Source organism: Streptomyces sp. NPDC107654 (assembly GCF_055639035.1).
This window is the reverse complement of the sequence record NZ_JBVKBI010000020.1, coordinates 105357-126675: the sequence shown is the minus strand read 5'-3', so window position 1 is coordinate 126675 and position 21319 is coordinate 105357. Positions and strand designations below refer to the sequence as shown.

The window sequence follows — 21319 nt, the reverse complement described above, 5'->3', positions numbered from 1 at the left end:
CGCGTCGTCGTCCACCGACAGCAGTGCGAGCAGCTGGTGGGTCGGTGGCGGGGGCTCCGGCTCGTCGGGGGGCGGGGGGCACCACGGCGGGCACCACGGGGGGCACTCCTGCGGCGGCGGTTCGTCGTGCGGGAGCAGCTCGTCGTGCGGCGGGGGGTCCTCGTGCGGCGGGGGGTCGTCGTGCGGCGGCGGGGGCGGATGCGGGGGAGGCAGCTGACACGGGGCAGCTGAGCTTTCCGGAACAGGGGGAACCGCATCCGGGCCGCACCCGTCGGGCGCCCGCCGGGCAGACGTCCGGCGGGCGCCCGACGGCGTGAACCCGCGCCCGGCGTACGCCGTGGTTGAACAGTTGAACTGTGGAGCCCTCTGAGGGATGGAAACCCCACGAAGTTGGGTAAAAACGCTGTGGCGTAGCCACTGTTCATGATTCCCTCTAAATCGCCAACGCAGCCCCTCGGACGTCCCCAGACTCCCCACCCAGGCCGGGCCGGCAGGGCTGACATGGCCGATCTCCCCCTCATTTTGCGTGTTAGCGGAGCCGACCCATGCTCACGACCCTGAACACCACGTACACCGATACGCGCGCTGCCGACCTGGCCTGGGCCCTGGGACGCGAACCGCTGCCCGCCCTGGCCACCCTCGACCTGGAACTCACCGGAGCCACACTGCAGTTGCGGCTGCTCGGCGCCTCCCACCAGGTGCTCCTGGAGGAGGAGCGAGGCAGCTGTTCGGAGACGGTCGCGTGCATCCCCGGATCCAGCACCCCGCTGCCGCTGGGCGTCGCCAAGCGGGTCGGCGACTGGGAGTACGAGTTCGCCGCCCGCGTCGAGATCCTCACCCCCGGCTCCTTCGCGGGCCGTGCCCAGGAGCTGCTGGCCCTCGTCTCCGACCATCCGCACGGCCTCGCCGGGGTGTTCCCCGGCAGCCCGCACGCCTTCACTGCGATGCTGGCCCAGCGGCACGAGGGCCAGGTGCACTGGCGCACCTGGCACGCCTACCCGCAGGACGGCCAGCTGGTGGCCACCCGGACCCGGGTCGGAGCACGGAGGGGAGCGGCGGCCCAGCGGCCCGCGGCGACATAAACCCGCCACGCGTCAACCGCCCCCAGATCCACACGTGTGGGTGACGAAGCGTGCCGCGTACGTGACGTAACGTCGCAGCGTGATCGAACCGCAGGCCCCCGCGCCCCCGGGCGCCCCGCCCTCCCGGACAGGCCCCGCACGGCTGCCCGTCCGGCCCGGCACCGGGCGGTTCCTGGTCCTCGTGTGCGTCTTCGTCTGCGCCGCCTGCGGACTGGTGTACGAACTCGAACTCGTCGCGTTCGCCTCCTACTTGATCGGCGACTCGGTCACCCAGGCCTCCGTGGTGCTGTCCGTGATGGTGTTCGCGATGGGCATCGGCTCCCTCGGCGCCAAACGGCTGCGCTGGCACGCGGCGGCCGGCTTCGGCGCGGTCGAGTCCGCCCTCGCCCTGGTCGGCGGGTGCAGCGCCATGGCCCTGTACGCCGTCTTCGCCTGGACCGCCGGCTGGGGCGGGATGTGGGCCGACGGACCGCGCTGCCTGCTGGTCGCCTTCTCCCTCGCCATCGGCCTGCTCATCGGCGCCGAGGTCCCGCTGCTCATGGAGCTGATCCAGCGCATCCGCCGGCAGGACGCGGGCGGCGCGGTGGCCGACCTGTTCGCCGCGGACTACGTCGGCGCGCTCGTCGGCGGCCTCGCCTTCCCCTTCCTCCTCCTGCCGTTCCTCGGCCAGCTGACGGGCGCCCTGCTGACCGGCACGGTCAACGTCGTCGCGGGCGGCGCCCTGGTCCTCGGCCTCTTCCGCCGCGACCTCACGCGCCGCGCCCGCTGGACCCTCCTCCTCGCCGGCCTCACCGTCCTCGGTGTCCTCGCCTCCGCCGCCGCCCTCGCCGGCGACTTCGAACGCGCGGCCCGCCACGCCGTGTACGGCACGGACGTCCGGGTGGCCGTGCAGACCGACGTCCAGGAGGTGGTCCTCTCCGGCGGCACCGGCGGACGCCCCCTCGACCTCTTCCTCGACGGCCGCCTCCGCGCCGGCGGCCGCGACGGACACCGCTACCACGAGGCCCTGGTCCGGCCCGCCGTGACCGGCCCGCACGCGCGCGTCCTCATCCTCGGCGGCGGCGACGGCCTCGCCGCCCGCGAGGTACTGCGCCACCGCGGGGTGCGCCGCGTGGACATCGTCGAACTCGACCCCGGCCTGGTGGACCTGGCCCGCCACGACCCCGGCCTGTCCGCCGCCAACGGGCACGCCCTCGCCGACCCGCGCGTGCACGTCGCCACCGCCGACGCGCTCGCCTGGCTGCGGGGGGCGCGGAGACCGGCGTACGACGTCGTGATCTGCGACCTCCCCGATCCCGGCATCACCGCCAGCACCAAGCTGTACTCCCAGGAGTTCTACGGCCTGGCCCGCCGGGTCCTCACCCGGGACGGCCGTCTCGTGGTGCACGCCGGACCCGTCACCACCCGCCCCCGCGCCTTCTGGACGGTCGCCGCGACCCTGCGCACCGCCGGCTTCGCCGTCTCCCCCTACCGCGTCCTCGGCCACGACTCCGGCTTCGCGGCCGGCCCCGACCGCTCGACGGACACCGCCCGGGCCCCCCGGGACTGGGGGTTCCTGCTGGCGGCGCCGGGGTCCACGCCGCCGGACCTGCGGGTGCCCCGCGGCCCCTCCGGGACACTGACGCAGGGGCGGCTGACGGCGGACGCGCGGGCGGCGGAGGGGACGCGGGTGACGGGGCTGGCGGCGTCGACGTTGGTGCACCCGCGGTACTGAGGGGGCCGGGGGGTGCGGAGAGGCTTCCGCCCGATTCCCGGCCTGCCGAGTCGACCGGGTCGGCCGGGTGAGTTCCGGCCACAACTGGGTAGGCTCCCGCACCATGGAGCACCAGGTCTTCCTCCCGGCCCCCGCCGAACAGCTCCGGACCGCTCTGGCCGACCCGGCCCGCGTGGCCCGCGCAGTCCCCGGCCTGCACCAGGACGCCGGTGCCGAACCCGTCACCGGCCGGCTGAAGCTCCGCGTCGGCGGACACTCCGTCACCTACCGGGGCACGGCGCGCGTCACGGCCCGCGAGGACGGCGGCTACGCCGTCGAGGCCGACGCCACCGAGGCCCGCGGCACCGGCTCGGTCAAGCTCGCCCTGACCCTGCGCCTCACGGACACCGAGGGCGGCTGCACCGTCACGGCCGAGGGCACGGCGGACGCGACCGGCCGCATCACGGAACTGCCGGAGGAGACGGTGACCGCGGCCGCGACGAGGCTGCTGAACCGGTTCCTCGAGGCCCTGGCGACGAACGGCGACGAGCAGCACACGCCTCCGCCAGACGCAGACGCAGACGCAGACACAGAGACCGACGCCGGTCCCGACCGGGGTGCCGGGAGCGAGACCGGCGCCGACGGCGACGCCGGCACCCCCCGCCCCTCCGTCTTCGACACCGAGGTCCCCCCGCCGTCCCTGGACCGGGACTTCACCGACACCGGTGAACCCCCCGCCGAGGCCGCGCACGCGCGCCGCACCATGATCGGCCGCAGCGCCGAGGAGGTCGACCACGCCCCGCCCCGCGGCCGCTACGCCCCCGTACCGGCGCCGCAGACCGTCGTCGGCGGCACGGCCCTGCGCTGGGCGGCACCGGCGGCGGCGCTCGCGCTGGCCTCCGCGATCGTCGTGGGCCGTGCCCTGCGCAAACGCCGCTGACGGCTCACCGGCCGAAGCCGCCTCCCCCGGACCCGCCCCCGGACCGGCCCCGTCCCCAGTACTGTCGTCCCGTGAGTAACGAAGACATCACGCTGACCGCGGGCGAGGCGGCAGTACGCGTCAGTCCGGCGGCCGGCGGCCGTATCAGCAGCCTCGAGGCCGGTTCCCTGGAACTGCTGCGGCAAGGGCCCCGCTACGGCTGCTTCCCGATGGTCCCCTGGTGCGGCCGGATCCGGGAGGGCCGCTTCCTGGACGGCGGAACCGTCCGCCGGATGCCCCTCAACTCCCCGCCGCACGCCATCCACGGCACCGCACGCGACGGGGCCTGGCGCACCGCGCGCGTCACGGAGAACGAGGCGGTGATCACGTACGAGCTGACCGACCCCTGGCCGCACCCCGGCCGCGTCACCCAGGTCGTCGCGCTCGCCGAGGACGCCCTGACGCTGACGATGTCCGTCGAGACGTACGACGACTCCTTCCCGGCCCAGCTCGGCTGGCACCCCTGGTTCCACCGCAGCCTCGGCGGCGAGGACGTCCGGCTGGACTTCAAGCCCGCCTGGCAGGAGGAGCGCGGCGCCGACCACCTGCCCACCGGCAACCGGATCGACCCGCGGCCCGGCCCCTGGGACGACTGCTTCGGCATGCCCGGCGGCGTCGACGTCACCCTCACCTGGCCCGGGCAGCTGGAGCTGAGGGTGACCAGCCGCGAGGAGTGGGTGGTGGTCTACGACGAGCAGGCCGAGGCCGTCTGCGTCGAACCGCAGACCGGCCCGCCGAACGGGCTGAACACCCTCCCGCGCCTGGTCACCCCGCTGGAGCCGCTGGAGGCGACGACCACCTGGAGCTGGCGGCGGCTCTAAGCTGGTCGGCATGACGGACGTACGTGGCGCGCTGCTGCAGCAGATCAAGGACAAGGCCGTGGTGCACGGCAAGGTGACCCTCTCCTCCGGTCTGGAGGCCGACTACTACGTCGACCTGCGCCGCATCACCCTCGACGGCGAGGCCGCCCCGCTGGTCGGCCAGGTCCTGCTGGACCTGACCGCCGACCTGGAGTTCGACGCGGTCGGCGGGCTCACCATGGGCGCCGACCCGGTCGCCGCCGCCATGCTGCACGCGGCCGCCGCGCGCGGGCGCCGGCTGGACGCGTTCGTCGTCCGCAAGGCGGCCAAGGCGCACGGGCTCCAGCGCCGGGTCGAGGGCCCCGACATCGCCGGACGCCGCGTCCTGGTCGTCGAGGACACCTCCACCACCGGCGGCTCCCCGCTGACCGCCGTGGAGGCCGTCCGTGAGGCCGGCGCCGAGGTCGTCGCCGTCGCGACCATCGTGGACCGCGCGACCGGCGCCGCCGAGAAGATCGAGGCCGGCGCGGGCGTCCCCTACCGGTTCGCCTTCTCGAAGGATGAACTGGGTCTGGACTGACGGCGCGGTGTGACCTGGACTTGACCGGGGCACCGACCGGTGCCGCCGCGTCTGGGAAGATGTGCTCGACGACGACGTCGAATCCCCAGCAGGTCTAGGTCAGGGCCGTACGCAGAACCCCTACCCGCAACACAAGGAGCGGACAGATGCCCATCGCAACCCCCGAGGTCTACAACGAGATGCTCGACCGGGCGAAGGCAGGCAAGTTCGCCTACCCGGCCATCAACGTGACCTCGTCGCAGACCCTGAACGCGGCGCTGCGCGGCTTCGCGGAGGCGGAGAGCGACGGCATCGTCCAGATCTCGACCGGCGGTGCCGAGTTCCTCGGCGGCCAGTACAGCAAGGACATGGTGACCGGCGCGGTCGCGCTCGCCGAGTACGCGCACATCGTCGCCGAGAAGTACCCGGTCAACATCGCGCTGCACACCGACCACTGCCCGAAGGACAAGCTGGACGGGTACGTGCGTCCGCTGCTGGCGCTGTCCAGGAAGCGCGTCGAGGCCGGTCTCGCCCCGCTGTTCCAGTCCCACATGTGGGACGGCTCGGCGGAGACCCTCGCCGACAACCTGGCGATCGCGCAGGAGCTGCTGGAGCAGGCCCGCGCCGCCAAGATCATCCTCGAGGTGGAGATCACCCCCACCGGCGGCGAGGAGGACGGCGTCACCCACGAGATCAACGACGAGCTGTACACCACCGTCGACGACGCGATCCGCACCGCCGAGGCCCTGGGCCTGGGCGAGAAGGGCCGCTACCTGCTGGCCGCCTCCTTCGGCAACGTGCACGGCGTGTACAAGCCGGGCAACGTCGTCCTCCGCCCGGAGCTGCTGAAGGAGCTGAACGACGGCGTCGCCGCCAAGTTCGGCAAGGCCTCGCCGTTCGACTTCGTCTTCCACGGCGGCTCCGGCTCCACCGAGCAGGAGATCCAGACCGCGCTGGAGAACGGCGTGGTCAAGATGAACCTGGACACCGACACGCAGTACGCGTTCACCCGTCCGGTCGCCGGTCACATGTTCGCCAACTACGACGGCGTCCTGAAGGTCGACGGCGAGGTCGGCAACAAGAAGGCCTACGACCCGCGCACCTGGGGCAAGCTGGCCGAGGCGAGCATGGCCGCGCGCGTCGTCCAGGCCACGCAGAACCTGCGCTCGGCGGGCAACAGGATCAAGTAGGCGCCACGGCGTCGCACCGGGCCCGGCGGCTGTCCAAGCCGCCGGGCCCGCTGTATACCTGGGGGCATGCCCGATGTCCGGCTGGCCTCGCCCCAGGGCAGGTGGACCCTGTTCACCACGGTCCTCGGCTCCGGCATGGCGATGCTGGACTCCACCGTCGTCAACGTCGCCCTGCCGCGCATCGGCCGCGACCTGGACACGGACCTCGCCGCCCTCCAGTGGACGGTCAACGCGTACATGGTCACGCTGGCCGGCCTGATCCTGCTGGGCGGCTCGCTCGGCGACCGCTACGGCCGGCGCAGGATCTTCCTGGTCGGGGTGGTCTGGTTCGCCACCGCCTCCCTGCTGTGCGGGCTCGCGGTGAACGCCGCCATGCTGATCGCCGCCCGGGCGCTGCAGGGCGTCGGCGGCGCCCTCCTCACGCCCGGCTCGCTCGCGCTCATCCAGGCGTCCTTCCACCCCGACGACCGCAGCCGGGCGGTCGGGCTGTGGTCCGGCTTCGGCGGGATCGGCGCCGCCGTCGGCCCCTTCCTCGGCGGCTGGCTGGTGACCGGCCCCGGCTGGCGCTGGGTGTTCCTGCTGAACGTGCCGCTGGCCCTGCTGTGCGTACCGGTCGCGCTGCGGCACGTACCGGAGTCGGCCGACGAGCGCGCCCACGGCCGCTTCGACGTCCTCGGCGCGGTCCTCGGCGCCCTGGCCCTCGCCCTCCTGACGTACGCGCTCATCGAGGCCCGCGCCGGCTCCCTGGCGGTGGCCCTGACGGCGGCGGCGGGCCTGGCGTCGGCGCTGGTCTTCGTCCGGGTGGAGCGGCACCGCCCCGACCCGATGCTCCCGCCGGACATCTTCGCCTCGCGCCGGTTCACGGCCGTCAACCTGGTCACCCTGTGCGTGTACGCGGCCTTCGGCGGTTTCTTCTTCCTCACCGCCCTCCAGCTCCAGGTGGTGGTGGGCTACTCGCCTCTGGCCGCCGGTACGGCCCTCCTGCCCACCACGGCCCTGATGCTGCTGTTCTCCTCCCGCTCCGGTGCCCTCGCCGACCGCACGGGCCCGCGCCTGCCGCTGACGGTCGGGCCGCTGCTGTGCGCGGCGGCGATGCTGCTGATGCTGCGGGTGGGGCCCGGCGCCGACTACCCGACGGACATCCTGCCCGCCCTGCTGGTGATGGGCGCCGGCATGGTCACGCTGGTGGCGCCCCTGACGGCCACGGTCCTCGCCTCGGTCGACACCGCCCGGGCGGGCCTGGCCAGCGGCATCAACAACGCGGCGGCCCGTGCGGCGGGCCTGGTCGCGGTGGCCGCCCTCCCCCTCGTGGCGGGCATGGGTCCGGAGGCGTACCGGTCGGCCACCGCGTTCGACGCGGCGTTCGACCGGGCGATGCCGGTCTGCGCGGGGATCCTGCTGCTGGGCTCGGTCCTGGCCGTCACCCTGATCCGCCGCCCGTCCCCGGACCGATGCCGCCCGGAGTGCCGGACGCACGGCAACGTGACGGCTCCGCCGCTGGAGCCCGACCGTCCGGCGTAGCGGGCCGCGCCGTGGCCGTGGCCGCGGGTGCGGGACGGACGCGCCGTCAGCCGCACATCGCCCTGCCCCGCCCCTCCGTGGCGGACCGGGCACGCCCCCCGCGCGCCGGTGCGCGAAACTGAACCCATGACGATTCACGAGAACCTCCTCGGCGGCCCGCCCCCCACCCTCCTCCCCGACGACCCGGAGCCCCGGCAGGCGCTCGCGGACGGCACCGCACCCGCGGACGTCGCCGCCGAGCACCCCACGTCCTCCCTCGCCTGGGCGCAGCTGGCGGACGACGCGTTCGAGCGGGGCGCGGTCGTGGAGTCGTACGCGTACGCCCGTACGGGCTACCACCGCGGCCTGGACGCCCTGCGGCGCAGCGGGTGGAAGGGGCACGGCCCGGTCCCGTGGGAGCACGAGCCGAACCGCGGCTTCCTGCGCGCCCTGCACGCCCTCGCCCGCGCCGCGCAGGCGATCGGGGAGCAGGACGAGTACGAGCGCTGCACGCAGTTCCTGAAGGACTCCTCGCCGGCGGCGGCCCAGACCCTGGGCTGACCCGCGGAGGAGTCACCGGTGTGGCCCGTCTGGCAGCAGGCGGGCCTTGCCGTACCCCGGGGCATTGCGGAGGATTGCGGGGTGGGGACCGGGGCCCCCGTGCCGGCATCGGCAGGGGCGGACCGCTACCCGGAGTAACAACAGGAGACAGCGATGTCCCAACAGGCTCACCCCCTTCCTGAGGCCGCTGAGCCCGAGACCCCGAATCTCGATTTCGCGGGGACGACGCCGTACGAGGACTACGTCAAGGCGGACGTCCTCACCCACCTCCAGCACACCCTCTCCGACGATCCCGGAGAGATGGTCTTCCTGGTGACCACCCAGGTCATGGAGCTGTGGTTCACGGTCATCGTGCACGAGTGGGAGACCGCCGCGCAGGCGCTCCGCTCGGACGACGTGCCCACCGCGATCGCCGCGCTGAAGCGCTCCGTGCGGGAACTGGAGGCCCTGAACGCCTCCTGGAAGCCGCTCGGCCAGCTGACCCCGGCGCAGTTCAACGCGTACCGCAGCGCGCTCGGCGAGGGGTCCGGCTTCCAGTCGGCGATGTACCGGCGCCTGGAGTTCCTGCTCGGCGAGAAGTCCGCGTCCATGCTCGTACCGCACCGCGGCGCCCCGCGCGTCCACGCGGAACTTCAGAAGGCGCTGCACGAGCCGAGCCTGTACGACGAGGTCGTGCGGCTCCTCGCGCGCCGCGGCCACGCCGTCCCCGGCACCGTGCTGCGCCGGGACGTCTCCCAGCGCTACGAGCCGTCGGAGGCCGTGGAGGCCGCCTGGACCGCGGTCTACGCGGGTGACGAGAGCGACGAACTCGCCCGGCTCGGCGAGGCCCTCACCGACGTCGCCGAGCTGGTCTGGCGCTGGCGCAACGACCACCTGGTCGCGACCCGGCGCGCGATGGGCGCCAAGGCCGGCACCGGCGGCTCCGCCGGCGTGGCCTGGCTGGAGAAGCGCGCCCGCAAGAACGTGTTCCCCGAGCTGTGGACGGCGAGGTCCCATGTCTGAGCTGCCCCTGCTCGCGCGGAAGCTGGACGCGTCCGACGAACTGGCCTTCCTGCGCGACCGTTTCGTCCTCGACACCGCGTCCGACGACGCGTCCGGCACCGCGGGCGTCTACCTGGACGGCAACTCCCTGGGCGCCCTTCCCGCGAACGTCCCGGACCGGGTGGCGGACGTCATCCGTCGCCAGTGGGGCGAACTGCGGATCCGCTCCTGGGAGGAGAGCGGCTGGTGGACGGCGCCCGAGCGGATCGGCGACCGGATCGCCCCGCTGGTCGGCGCGGCGCCCGGACAGGTCGTCGTCGGCGACTCCACCAGCGTCAACGTCTTCAAGGCACTGGTGGCCGCGATCCGCATGGCGGACGCCGGCCGCGACGAACTCCTGGTGGACGCGACGACCTTTCCCACGGACGGGTACATCGCCGAGTCGGCGGCCCGGCTCACCGGCCGCACCCTGCGCCCGGTGACCCCGGCCGAGGTGCCGGCGGCGCTGGGCGACCGCACGGCCGCCGTGCTGCTCAACCACGTCGACTACCGCACCGGCCGGCTGCACGACCTCCCCGGTCTCACCGCGGCGGTCCACGCGGCCGGTGCCTTCGCGGTCTGGGACCTGTGCCACAGCGCGGGCGCGCTGCCGGTCGGCCTGGACGAGCACGGCGTGGACCTCGCGGTCGGCTGCACCTACAAGTACCTGAACGGCGGCCCGGGTTCACCGGCGTACCTGTACGTGCGCCGTGAGCTGCAGGACCGTTTCGACTCCCCGCTGCCCGGCTGGAACTCGCACGCCGAGCCCTTCGGCATGAGCCCGGCCTACGCCCCGGCGGCGGGCGCGGTGCGCGGCCGGGTCGGCACGCCGGACATCCTCTCCCTGCTGGCCCTGGACGCCGCCCTCGACGTGTGGGACGGGGTGTCCCTCACCGCCGTACGCGCCAAGTCCCTAGCGCTGACGGACTTCTTCCTGCGGTGCGTGGCCGAGTACACCGAGCCCGGCCGGGTGGAGTGCGTGACACCGGAGCGGCACGCGGAGCGGGGCAGCCAGATCGCGCTGCGCTGCGCGGACGCGGGCGAGGTGATGAAACGCCTGATCGCCCGGGGCGTGGTGGGCGACTTCCGTCACCCCGACGTCCTCCGCTTCGGCTTCACCCCGCTGTACGTGGGCTTCCGCGACGTGGAGCGGGCGGCCCGGGTGCTGGGGGAGGAGCTGGCCTAGCACCGGGGGTGCGGGGTCCCGTGCCGCCCGGCACGGGGCCCCGCACCGGGCGGTACGGGCCGTGTGCCCGGGTGGTGCGGGGCCCTCGGCATCCCGGCCCTGAGGACCGTGTGACCCTCACCGTGCGTGACATCCCCGTATCCCCGCACGTCACCGGCCTGATACCGTCCCGGCCAACGGCCGACTACCCACCTGGTCCGCCAAACCCGTTTCTTCCCTGAGAGGTTGGAGCATGCCGGACGACGCCGCAGCAGCCCGCGCCGCCGCCGAAGAGGAGTCGGCCTTCTCGCACGCCCCGGTCGACCCCGACGTCACGGCCGCCTACGGTGACCACCCCGACCAGGTGATCGACTTCTACGCTCCCCGCCCCGGCCCGGACACCACGTCACCCGCCCCGCTGGTGGTCGTCCTCCACGGCGGCGCCTGGCGCGCCCGCTACGACCGCCGCCACATCACGCCCTTCGCGGACTACCTGGCCCGCAGGGGGTTCGCGGTGGCGAACGTGGAGTACAGACGGGGTGGCGCCGAGGATGCCGCGGGGGCGGGGGAGTCCGGGGGCACGCCGCCGGCCGGTCGCTGGCCCGACACCCTCGACGACGTCGCGGCGGCGCTGGACGCCCTTCCGGCCCTGGCCGGCGAGGCGCTGCCGCAGGCGGATCCCCGTCGTACGGTCCTGACCGGCCACTCGGCGGGCGGCCACCTGGCCCTGTGGGCGGCGGCCCGCCATGTCCTTCCCGCGGACGCCCCCTGGCGCACGGACGGCCCGGCGTCGCTGCGCGGTGTCGTCGCGCTCGCACCGATCGCGGACTTCGAGGTGGCGGAGAAGCTGGAGGTCTGCGCGCACGCGTCGCTGCAACTCCTGGGCGGCCAGGACCACTTCGCCGAGCGCCGTCCGTACGCGGACCCGGCGCTGCTGCTGCCGACGGGCATCGCGACGACCCTCGTACAGGGCCGCGCCGACCTGGAGGTGCCGCAGCAGGTGGCCGAGTCGTACGCGGAGGCGGCCGCGAAGGCGGGGGAGATGGTCGGGCTGACCCTGCTGGAGGACGTCGGTCACTTCCCGCTGATCGATCCGGCCGCCGACGCGTGTGCGGTGGTGGCGGAGGAGATCGCCCAACTGGCCTGGTGAGCGCGGTGGTTCGGCTGCTGTGGCTCGCCCGGCTCGTCCGGCTCCTCCGGGGCCGGCCCCGGTGATACCCGTCATACCTGAGAGCTACCCGCCGGAACAGCTCCCTGGCGGGACGCCGACGACGCCCCCCGCTCCGTAACTTCCTTTCCTGTCAAGCCCGATGGCCGGGCAGCGGAAAGGAAGCCGACCATGGGGCACGCCCGGCGAACCGGTACGACCCGACACCGCCCGGCGCCGCTCCCCCCGCGCACCGGTACGGCGGCGCGCCGAGCGCCGGTACCCGTCCCGCGACCGCCGCACCCCCGCCCGCGAACCACCCGGCTGCGCCGAGCGCTCCTCTCCGTCCTCGTCACCGCCGCCATCGTCACCCCCCTCGCCGGCGCGGCCCGCCCGCGGATCCCCGCCCCGCGCCCCGCGGTCCTCTCCGCCCCCCTCACCCCGTCCAGCCTCCCCTCCGCGTACGAGGCGAACCGGCGGAACGCCACCGAGGCCGCCCGGATGGCCGCCGTCCACGGCGACGCGCACCGTGCCGCGGCGGACCGCGCCCTCGCCGCCCCGTCCCGCCGCCTCCTCGCCTTCGACGGCCGAGGCACCGGCCGGGCCACCGAGGTCCTCGGCGACCTCACCCACGCCGAGCACGTCGCGGTCCTGGTCCCCGGCTCGGACACCACCCTCGACACCCACGCCCGCTTCCACCGAGCGGCCGCGGCCCTGTACGCGCACCTCACCCACCCCGCCGGCCCCGCCCACGGCCCCGCCCCGCGCGTCGCCGTCGTCGCCTGGCTCGGCTACGAGACCCCGGCCACGGTCAGCCCCACGGTGACCACCACGACCCGCGCCGACGAGGCCGCCCCCCGCCTGCGGGCCCTCGTACGCCGGCTGCGCACCCTGGCCCCCGCCGGAACACACCTGTCCGTGCTCTGCCACTCCTACGGCTCGGTGGTCTGCGGCCGAGCCGCGCCCGGCCTGGACGCGGACGACATGGCCCTCGTCGGCAGCCCCGGCACCGGAGCGGACTCCGTCGCCGCCCTCCACACCCGCGCCCGCGTCTGGGCGGCCCGCGGCGGCGACGACTGGGTGGCGGACGTCCCGCACGTCCGGGCCGGCCTCTTCGGCACCACCGTCGGCTTCGGCACCGACCCCGTCTCCACCGCCTTCGGCGCCCGGGTCTTCGACGCGGCCGACGCCGACCACAGCGGCTACTTCACTCCGGGCTCGGTCTCCCTGGCCAACCTCGCCCGGATCGCCCTCGACCACTCCCGGGAGGTAACCCGTGGCTGAGCCGTCCCCGCGCACGCGCGCCCCGCACACCCCCACCCGTGTCCCGCGCACCCCCGCCCCGCACCGCGCCCTGCACGCGCTCCGTCACGCCGCCCACCGCGTGGACGCCGCCACCCCCGCCTCCCGGGACCGCGCCGTCGACGCCCTGCGGGCCGTCGCGATCCTCGGTGTCGTCCTCGGCCACTGGCTCGTCACCGCCCTGGTCGCGGAGGACGGCGGGCTGCACACGGCGAGCCCGTTGCAGCACATGCCCCGGCTGGCCCCGGTCTCCTGGCTCTTCCAGACCCTGGCCGTGTTCTTCCTGGTCGGCGGCCATGTCGCGACCCGCGGCCTGGCCACGGCCCGGGGCCGGGGCGAGTCCTACGGCCGGTGGCTGCGCGCCCGCCTGACCCGGCTGTTCCGTCCGGTCGCCGCGCTCCTCGCCCTGTGGACGGTGGCCGGCACGGCCCTGCTGCTCACCGGCACCCCCCTGGCGACCATCCACACCCTGTGCAAACTGGCGCTGTCCCCCCTGTGGTTCCTGCTGGTCCTCGCCGCGCTGACGGCCGCCACCCCGCTCGTCGCCCGCCTCAACCCGCTCTGGCCGCTCGCCGTCGTCCTGCACGTGGACCTGCTCCGCTTCGGCCTGCACCTCGGCCCGTCCTGGCTCGGCTGGACCAACCTGGCCGCCGGCTGGCTGGTCCCCTACACCCTGGGCGCCGCCTGGGCCCGGGGCGAGGTGCACAGCCGGCGCTCGGCGTGGACGCTCCTCCTCGGCGGTACGGCGGCCACCGCGGTCCTCGTCGGGTGGGCGGGCTACCCGGCGTCCATGGTCGGCGTCCCCGGCAGCGCGGTCTCCAACCTGAACCCCCCGACCCTGGCGGCCGTCACGTTCGGTCTGGCGCAGTGCGGACTGGCGCTCCTGCTGCGCGACCGGCTGCGCCGCACGATGGCCCGCCCGCTCGCCTGGGCGGCGGTGGCCCTCGTCAACCTCTCGGCGATGACGGTCTTCCTCTGGCACCAGACGGCCATGATGGCCACCACCGCCACGGGTCTCGTGGCCGGCCGCCTGCCCGGTCTGCACACCGCACCCGACGCGCCGGCCTGGGTGGCGTACCGCCTGGCCTGGCTCCCCCTGTTCGCCCTGGCGCTGACCCTGTGCCGGGCGGCCTTCCGCCACCACGAGAGGGGTCCGCGCCGGCCCCGCAACCGCCCCTCCCAGGTGGTGCACCGCCACCTCCCGCCGACGAAATCCCCTCACCATGCCTAATGTTCACCCTGTGACGCCCCCGGACCCGAGCCCCACCTCCACCCCCGCCCCTTCCCCCCACCGCGCTCCGGCCGAGGGCAGTCACCTCCCGTCCGACGGCGCCGCCTCCGGCCCCGGGCGCTTCCGACGGTGGCTGGGCGAGGCCCCCGCCCGCCACGCGCCGCCCTTCTCCAAGTACCGCTGGGCCCGCCTCCTCGTCTACCTCCTCATCGGCTACACGGCCCTGGCCATCGCCCTCGCCGGCAGCATCGACGTCTCCGAGTCGTACGACCTGGAGTACTCCACCGCCCTCCTCGCCACCTCGCTCCAGGCCGCCGCCATGGTCCTGGCCGTCCGGCGCCCCGTCCCGGCCTGGGCGCTGTCCCTGACCGCCGCCACCGTCACCGCCCTGCTCGCCCGCCCGCACCTGGAGTCGGCCGCGGCCTCCGGCCCCAACTGGCCGTGGTCGACACCGACGCTGCTGGCCCACACGGTCGTGCTGCTGCTGCTCGCCCTGCGGGTCCGCCTCCGCGGCACCCTCACCGTGCTCGCCGTGACCATGCTCGTCACCTACGTCGTGCGCGTCGGTACGGCCGTGGGGCACTACTCCGGCACCGGCACGGTCGCCGTGGCCCTGTTCGCCGTCGCCACCGCCGTCGGCGGCACCCTACGCAGCCGCCAGGAGGCCCGCAGCGAACTGGTCCAGCAGACGACGATCACCGCGGAGGAGCGGGCCCGCCGCACCCTGCTGGAGGAGCGCAACCGGATCGCCCGCGAACTGCACGACGTGGTCGCCCACCACATGTCGGTGATCTCCATCCAGGCCCAGGTGGCCCCCCATCTCGTCAAGGACCCCTCCGAGGAGCTGCTGGAGAACCTCGCCGGCATCCGCGGCAACGCGCTGGAGGCGCTCACCGAGCTGCGCCGGGTGCTCGGCGTGCTGCGCTCCGAGAACCCGGAGGACCCCGAGGGCCCCTACGGTCTGGGCGCTCCCGGCACCGGCACCGCCCCGGACGCCCCCCAGCCCACGCTCGCCCGGCTCGACGGACTGATCGACAACACCCGTGCGACCGGGCTGGACGTGACCGCGCAGGTCGTCGGCGAGGTCCGGCCGTATGCTCCGGGGGTGGAGCTGTCGGCGTACCGAATCATCCAGGAGGCGCTGAGCAACGCCCTGCGGCACGCGCCGGGTTCCCGGGTGCACGTCGAGGTCGGGCACTTCCCGGACGGCCTGCACCTGGTGGTGACCAACTCGCCGCCGCAGCGCCCGGTCCCGCCCTCCCCGGGCGCCGGACACGGGCTGCTCGGCATGCGTGAGCGCGCGACGATGCTCGGCGGCCATGTCCTCGCGGAGCACACCCCGGGCGGCGGGTTCAGCGTCACCGCCCACCTTCCCGGGGACACCGCCCCGCGCCCGCCCCACCAGCCCCCGACAGGAGAACAGAGCCCATGACGAGCGGTACCGGCAGCATCCGGGTACTCATCGCCGACGACCAGCAGATGGTGCGGCAGGGCTTCACCGTGCTGCTCGACATCCAGCCGGACATCGAGGTGGTCGGGCAGGCGGTGGACGGCCGGGACGCGATCGCCCGGACCGCCGAACTGGCCCCGGACGTCGTGCTGATGGACATCCGGATGCCGGAGCTGGGGGGTATCGAGGCGACCGGCCGGATCACCGAGGACCACCCCGCCGTCAAGGTGCTGGTGCTGACCACGTTCGACCTGGACGAGTACGTGTACGACGCGCTGCGGGCCGGGGCGTCCGGCTTCCTCCTCAAGGACGCCTCCGCCGACCAGCTGGCCGAGGCGGTACGGGTGGTGGCCGCGGGCGACGCCCTGCTGGCCCCCGGCATCACCCGCCGGCTCATCGCCGAGTTCTCCCGTCTGGACGGCAGCGGCCGCGCCCCGCTCAAGCGGCGGGTGGCCGACCTCACCGAGCGGGAGACGGAGGTGCTGGCGCTGATCGCGCAGGGCCTGTCGAACGCGGAGATCGCCGAGCGGCTGGTCGTGGCCGAGCAGACCGTGAAGACCCACGTGGGCCGGATCCTGGTGAAGCTGGGGCTGCGCGACCGCACCCAGGCGGCGGTGTTCGCCTACGAGTCGGGTGTGGTCCGCCCCGGAGGGCGCTGACCGTCGGGGGCGACCCGTACGTAGTACCTGAGGGGGACGCCCCGGGACCCTTCTCCAAGGGGACGACCGCGCACCCGGCCGGCGCCTACCGTTTCCCACGTGAGCGAAACCACCCAGACGCAGCCGACGCCGCCGGACACGCCGGACGGCGCGTTCGAGCCGTACAAGCCGCGCAGCCCCGAGTTCCGTGCGGCGGCGGACGCCCTGCGCGGGCTGCGGCAGGACCTGTTCCACCAGGCCTTCGCCTACCGGCCGCTGCCCCGCATGGCGGTGGACGGCCCCCTCACCCGCCACCTCGGCCGGCTGCGGGCCTACGCGGCCTGGACCCCGCACGCGGTGGTGGCGGCCGGCGGACTCGTGGCGATGGCCGTCGGCGTGACGGGTGCCGACACCGGCGTACCGGCGGTGCTGTGCGGGCTGCTCGCCCTGGCCCCGGTGCTGCTGACCCTGGTGCGTCCGGTCGGCGCGTTCTGGCTGTCGCTCGCGGCGACGGCGGCCAGCTCGGTCCTCGGCAGCGACTGGGGCAGCTGGCCCTGGCTGCCGGGCAGCCTCGTCTCCCACCTGCTGGTGCTCACGGTCGTGGCGATCCGCACCCGTCCGCGCACGGCGGCCTGGATGTGGCTGCTGACCGCGCTGTACGGCTTCTGGGCACAGACCGCCTTCGGCTACGCGCCCTACGAAACCGACACGTCCGCCATGCTGGTGGTGTCCGCGCTGGTCCTGCTGGTCGTCACGGTCCGGCACATACGCCGGCAGGCCGACGAGGAGGTGACCGCCCAGCAGACGGTGACCGAGCACGAGCGTTCGCGGCGCACCCTCCTGGAGGAGCGCACCACGATCGCCCGTGAGCTGCACGACGTCGTCGCCCACCACATGTCGGTGGTCGCCATCCAGGCGGAGGCCGCGCCCTACCGCGTGGAGAACCCGCCGCCGGAGCTGGAGAAGGCGTTCGCCACCATCCGGGAGAACGCGGTGGCGGCCCTGACCGAGCTGCGCCGGGTCCTCGGCGTGGTCCGGGCGGAGAACTACGAGGCCCCGGACGCCCCGCAGCCCACCCTCGCGGATCTGGACGGCCTGCTCGCCAATGTGCGCGAGGCCGGCCTGGCGGTGGAGAAGGCGGTGACCGGCGCGGTGCGCGAACTGCCGCAGGGGGTGGAGCTGTCGGCGTACCGGATCGTGCAGGAGGCGCTGAGCAACACCCTGCGCCACGCACCCGGCGCGAGCGCCCGCGTGGAGATCGGCTACGTCCTCGGCGGCCTCGGCGTCCGCATCGTCAACGGCCCGCCCCCGGCACCGGGCCTGCCGAAGCCCTCTCCCGGCGCCGGACACGGCATCACCGGCATGCGGGAGCGCGTCTCGATGCTGAACGGCGAGATGACGGCGGCCCCCACGGCCGAGGGAGGGTACGAGGTGACGGTGTTCCTGCCGGTGACGGCGGCGACCGCGGCGATCGAGGGCGGGGCATGACGATCCGCGTACTGATCGCGGACGACCAGATGATGGTCCGCGAGGGATTCTCGGTGCTGCTGAACGCGATGCCGGGCATCGAGGTCGTCGGCGAGGCGGTCAACGGCCGGGAGGCGGTGGACCGGGTCCGGGAACTCGCCCCGGACGTCGTACTGATGGACATCCGGATGCCCGAGCTGAACGGCATCGAGGCGACCCGGGAGATCGTCGCCGCGGACGAGACGGCGAAGGTGCTGGTGCTGACCACGTTCGACCTGGACGAGTACGTGTACCAGGCGCTGCGCGCGGGAGCCTCCGGCTTCCTCCTCAAGGACGCCTCGGCGCGCCAGCTGGCCGACGGCGTGCGGGTGGTGGCGGCGGGCGAGGCCCTCCTCGCCCCCTCGGTCACCCGGCGCCTGATCACGGAGTTCTCCAGGCTGGCGGACACCCCCCGCCTGATGCCGGCGGCCCAGGCGGCCTACGGGGAACTGACGGAACGGGAGACTGAGGTGCTGATCCTGATCGCCCAGGGCCTGTCGAACGCCGAGATAGCCGGCCGTCTGGTGGTGGCGGAGTCGACGATCAAGACCCACGTGAGCCGTGTCCTGGTCAAACTGGGCCTGCGCGACCGCACCCAGGCGGCGGTGTTCGCCTACGAGGCGAGGCTGGTCACACCGGGGTGAGCCGGGCTAGCGTCCGTCCATGGCAGCTGCTGCGGACCTCGCCTTCGACCCCTGGGACCCGGCGTTCGTCGCCGACCCCTACCCGGCCTACGCGGAGTTGCGGGCACGCGGCCGGGTGATCCGGTACGAACCGACCGACCAGTGGCTGGTCCCGCACCACGCGGACGTCTCGGCACTGCTGAGGGACCGCCGGCTGGGGCGGACGTACCAGCACCGGTTCGGCCACGAGGAGTTCGGCCGTACCCCGCCCCCGCCGGAGCACGAGCCGTTCCACACCCTCAACGACCACGGGATGCTCGACCTGGAGCCCCCGGACCACACCCGGATCCGGCGCCTGGTGTCGAAGGCGTTCACCCCGCGCACGGTCGAGCGGCTGAAGCCGTACGTCGAGGGGCTGGCGGACGAGCTGGTGGCCGGTCTGGTCCGCGACGGCGGCGGTGATCTGCTGACCGACGTGGCGGAGCCGCTGCCGGTGGCGGTGATCGCCGAGATGCTGGGCATTCCGGAGGCGGACCGGGGGCGGCTGCGCCCCTGGTCGGCGGACATCTGCGGGATGTACGAGCTGAATCCGTCGCAGGAGACGGCCGCGAGGGCGGTGCGCGCGTCGGTGGAGTTCTCGGAATATCTGCGGGAGCTGATCGCGGCCCGCCGCGAGGATCCCGGCGACGACCTGGTCTCGGGCCTGATCGCGGCCCATGACGAAGGGGACCGTCTCACCGAGCAGGAGCTGATCTCCACGGTGGTGCTGCTCCTCAACGCCGGTCACGAGGCGACCGTCAACGCCACCGTGAACGGCTGGTGGGCGCTGTTCCGCAACCCGGACCAGCTGGCGGCCCTGCGCGCCGACCACTGCCTGGTCCCCTCCGCGGTCGAGGAATTGCTGCGCTACGACACCCCGCTCCAGCTCTTCGAACGCTGGGTCCTGGACGACATCGAGATCGACGGCACGTCGATCCCGAGGGGGTCGGAGATCGCCCTGCTCTTCGGTTCCGCCAACCACGACCCGGCGGTCTTCACCGACCCCGGCCGCCTGGACCTCACCCGCGGGGACAACCCGCACATCTCCTTCAGCGCGGGCATCCACTACTGCATCGGCGCGCCGCTGGCCCGTATCGAGCTGGCGGCCTCCATGACGGCCCTCCTCCGGCAGGCCCCGGCCCTGACCCTGGCGGCGGAGCCGGAGCGGAAGCCGAACTTCGTGATCCGGGGACTGTCGGGGCTGCGGGTGGAGGCGGGCTGAGCGGGAGGGCGCGGGCGTCACCGCTCCCTGGTCTCCTCCAGCACCGTCCGCCCGAGCAGCGCGTATCGCTCGGGCGAGCACCGCTTGAGGTACCGGGCGTAGCCGAGACCGGTCGCCGCGACCAGTGCCACCAGCCACGGGGTCGCCTTCAGCACCAGCGAGCCGGACTCCGGCCCGGCCGCCACGCCCATGTGGGAGACCAGCAGCACGACGACGGCGAGCATCGCGACGCCTCCGACGAGCGGGGCGGTGAAGGTGCGGAACCAGTGCCGGCTCTCGGGGTGGTGGGAGCGGAAGTACGCCAGCACCGCGAAGGAGCACACGGCCTGCACGACGAGGATCGCCATGGTGCCGAGGATGGCGAGCAGGACGTACGTACCGGTGTACGGGTCCTTGCCCGCCGCCCAGAAGGCGCCGATCAGCACCGCGCTGACGACGCTCTGCACCAGTCCGGCGATGTGCGGGGAACCGTGCCGGGCGTGGGTGCGCCCGATGCTGTCCCGCAGCGAGGGCAGGACGCCCTCCCGGCCCAGGGCGTACAGGTAGCGGGCGGCGCAGTTGTGGAAGGCCATGCCGCAGGCGAGCGAGCCGGTGATCATCAGCCACTGCATGACGTCGACCGCCCAGTGGCCGACGTAGCGCTCGGTGGGGTCGAAGAACATCGCGAGCGGGTTGGCGGAGGAGGCGGCCCGTACGGCCTCCGCCTCGCCGTTGCCGGTGATGGCCATCCAGGAGACGAGGACGTAGAAGACACCGACGCCGAGCACGCTGACCATCGTGGCCCTGGGGATGATCCTCTTCGGGTCGCGGGACTCCTCGCCGTACATCGCCGTGGACTCGAAGCCGACCCAGGACCAGAAGGCGAAGAAGAGGCCGAGGCCGGCCGACGTCCCCTTGAAGGCGTTGACGGGGTCGACCGGGGCGAAGGTGAAGCCGTGCGGCCCGCCCCCGTGCAGGGCGACGGACACCGCCATGGCCGCGAGGACGGTCACCTCGGTGGCCAGCAGCACCACCAGCAGTTTCTCGGCGACGCTGACCCCGAACCAGGTGCCGGTGGCGTTGACGGCGAGCATCAGCCCGGCGAAGGCCCACCAGGGGGCGTGCAGCCCCGTCTGGTCCCGCAGCGTGGTCGTGGCGAAGGTGGAGAAGATCCCGATCAGCGCGGGTTCGAAGACGACGTACGCGAAGGTGGCGAGCAGTCCGGAGGCGAGTCCGACGGTGCGGCCGAGCCCGTGGGAGATGAAGCCGTAGAAGGCGCCGGTGGAGGTGATGTGCTTGGCCATCGAGGTGAAACCGACGGAAAAGATTGCCAGGACGACCATTGCCACGAGATAGCTCGCGGGTGCCCCGACCCCGTTGCCCGACGACACCATGAAGGGCACGTTGCCGGTCATCGCGGTGATCGGCGCGGCGGTGGCGACGGCCATGAACACCACCCCGAGCAGCCCTACGGCATTGGGTTTCAGCCGGTGAACCGTCTCGCCGTCCGCCGCGCCCGTCGTCGGCGCGACCCCCTCGTCCACTGCCATCGGGTGGCCCCTTCCCTGTCAGTCCGCGGGTCCTGATGGAGCAGGATGGTGGACGAAGGACACGCCCGGGAAGGGGTCGGCAC

Annotated in this window: 19 protein-coding genes; 18 read left to right on the top strand and 1 reads right to left on the bottom strand. The window is 74.0% G+C overall.

What is annotated here, in order from left to right; all coding sequences use genetic code 11:
* The first annotated feature begins 545 nt into the window (after positions 1 to 545).
* The 18 genes from ACZ7N4_RS29280 (at position 546) to ACZ7N4_RS29195 (ending at position 19707) form a co-directional block, all read left to right on the top strand.
* Positions 546 to 1082 carry a DUF2617 family protein gene (locus ACZ7N4_RS29280; protein WP_471363676.1) on the top strand — a complete coding sequence of 179 codons (537 nt, stop codon included), beginning with the start codon at positions 546 to 548 and terminating at the stop codon, positions 1080 to 1082.
* 79 nt (positions 1083 to 1161) lie between these two features.
* Positions 1162 to 2796: a polyamine aminopropyltransferase gene (locus ACZ7N4_RS29275; RefSeq protein WP_471363672.1), complete on the top strand. Its 1635-nt coding sequence runs from the start codon at positions 1162 to 1164 to the stop codon at positions 2794 to 2796.
* A gap of 103 nt (positions 2797 to 2899) precedes the next feature.
* Positions 2900 to 3715, top strand: coding sequence for an SRPBCC family protein (locus ACZ7N4_RS29270; protein WP_471363669.1), 816 nt, complete (start codon positions 2900 to 2902; stop codon positions 3713 to 3715).
* 71 nt (positions 3716 to 3786) lie between these two features.
* Positions 3787 to 4575 (top strand): aldose epimerase family protein, encoded by a 789-nt coding sequence (locus ACZ7N4_RS29265; protein ID WP_471363666.1) that lies wholly within the window; start codon positions 3787 to 3789, stop codon positions 4573 to 4575.
* Between the two features lie 10 nt (positions 4576 to 4585).
* Positions 4586 to 5134: an orotate phosphoribosyltransferase gene (gene pyrE, locus ACZ7N4_RS29260; RefSeq protein WP_189981938.1), complete on the top strand. Its 549-nt coding sequence runs from the start codon at positions 4586 to 4588 to the stop codon at positions 5132 to 5134.
* 146 nt (positions 5135 to 5280) lie between these two features.
* On the top strand, positions 5281 to 6303 hold the full coding sequence (fbaA, locus tag ACZ7N4_RS29255) for a class II fructose-bisphosphate aldolase (protein WP_471363661.1): 1023 nt from the start codon (positions 5281 to 5283) through the stop codon (positions 6301 to 6303).
* A gap of 66 nt (positions 6304 to 6369) precedes the next feature.
* Positions 6370 to 7824, top strand: coding sequence for an MFS transporter (locus ACZ7N4_RS29250; protein WP_471363658.1), 1455 nt, complete (start codon positions 6370 to 6372; stop codon positions 7822 to 7824).
* A gap of 126 nt (positions 7825 to 7950) precedes the next feature.
* Complete coding sequence (locus tag ACZ7N4_RS29245) at positions 7951 to 8364, top strand: DUF3151 domain-containing protein (protein ID WP_471363655.1); 414 nt, start codon at positions 7951 to 7953, stop codon at positions 8362 to 8364.
* A 153-nt stretch (positions 8365 to 8517) separates the two neighbouring features.
* The gene (locus ACZ7N4_RS29240; protein WP_471363651.1) at positions 8518 to 9366 is read left to right on the top strand and encodes a tryptophan 2,3-dioxygenase family protein; all 849 of its coding nucleotides are present in this window, start codon (positions 8518 to 8520) and stop codon (positions 9364 to 9366) included.
* Positions 9359 to 10570, top strand: coding sequence for a kynureninase (gene kynU / locus ACZ7N4_RS29235; RefSeq protein WP_471363649.1), 1212 nt, complete (start codon positions 9359 to 9361; stop codon positions 10568 to 10570). Before ACZ7N4_RS29240 ends, kynU begins: the two co-directional genes overlap by 8 nt.
* A 232-nt stretch (positions 10571 to 10802) precedes the next feature.
* Positions 10803 to 11699 (top strand): alpha/beta hydrolase, encoded by an 897-nt coding sequence (locus ACZ7N4_RS29230; RefSeq protein ID WP_471363645.1) that lies wholly within the window; start codon positions 10803 to 10805, stop codon positions 11697 to 11699.
* Positions 11700 to 11888: 189 nt separating this feature from the next.
* On the top strand, positions 11889 to 12980 hold the full coding sequence (locus ACZ7N4_RS29225) for an alpha/beta hydrolase (protein ID WP_471363640.1): 1092 nt from the start codon (positions 11889 to 11891) through the stop codon (positions 12978 to 12980).
* Positions 12973 to 14229 carry an acyltransferase family protein gene (locus ACZ7N4_RS29220; protein ID WP_471363635.1) on the top strand — a complete coding sequence of 419 codons (1257 nt, stop codon included), beginning with the start codon at positions 12973 to 12975 and terminating at the stop codon, positions 14227 to 14229. The genes ACZ7N4_RS29225 and ACZ7N4_RS29220 overlap by 8 nt, the downstream gene beginning before the upstream one ends.
* Before the next feature lie 10 nt (positions 14230 to 14239).
* Complete coding sequence (locus ACZ7N4_RS29215; RefSeq protein ID WP_471363633.1) at positions 14240 to 15661, top strand: sensor histidine kinase; 1422 nt, start codon at positions 14240 to 14242, stop codon at positions 15659 to 15661.
* Entirely contained in the window at positions 15658 to 16338 is a 681-nt protein-coding gene (locus tag ACZ7N4_RS29210; protein ID WP_471363630.1) for a response regulator, read from the top strand. Before ACZ7N4_RS29215 ends, ACZ7N4_RS29210 begins: the two co-directional genes overlap by 4 nt.
* Before the next feature lie 99 nt (positions 16339 to 16437).
* Positions 16438 to 17805: a sensor histidine kinase gene (locus ACZ7N4_RS29205; RefSeq protein ID WP_471363627.1), complete on the top strand. Its 1368-nt coding sequence runs from the start codon at positions 16438 to 16440 to the stop codon at positions 17803 to 17805.
* Positions 17802 to 18467, top strand: a complete 666-nt coding sequence (locus ACZ7N4_RS29200; RefSeq protein WP_471363624.1) for a response regulator — start codon at positions 17802 to 17804, stop codon at positions 18465 to 18467. The genes ACZ7N4_RS29205 and ACZ7N4_RS29200 overlap by 4 nt, the downstream gene beginning before the upstream one ends.
* Before the next feature lie 19 nt (positions 18468 to 18486).
* Positions 18487 to 19707: a cytochrome P450 gene (locus ACZ7N4_RS29195; protein WP_471363621.1), complete on the top strand. Its 1221-nt coding sequence runs from the start codon at positions 18487 to 18489 to the stop codon at positions 19705 to 19707.
* 17 nt (positions 19708 to 19724) lie between these two features.
* On the opposite strand, the gene ACZ7N4_RS29190 is transcribed toward ACZ7N4_RS29195, so the two are convergent.
* Positions 19725 to 21236 carry an APC family permease gene (locus ACZ7N4_RS29190; RefSeq protein ID WP_471363618.1) on the bottom strand — a complete coding sequence of 504 codons (1512 nt, stop codon included), beginning with the start codon at positions 21234 to 21236 and terminating at the stop codon, positions 19725 to 19727.
* Positions 21237 to 21319: the final 83 nt, after the last annotated feature.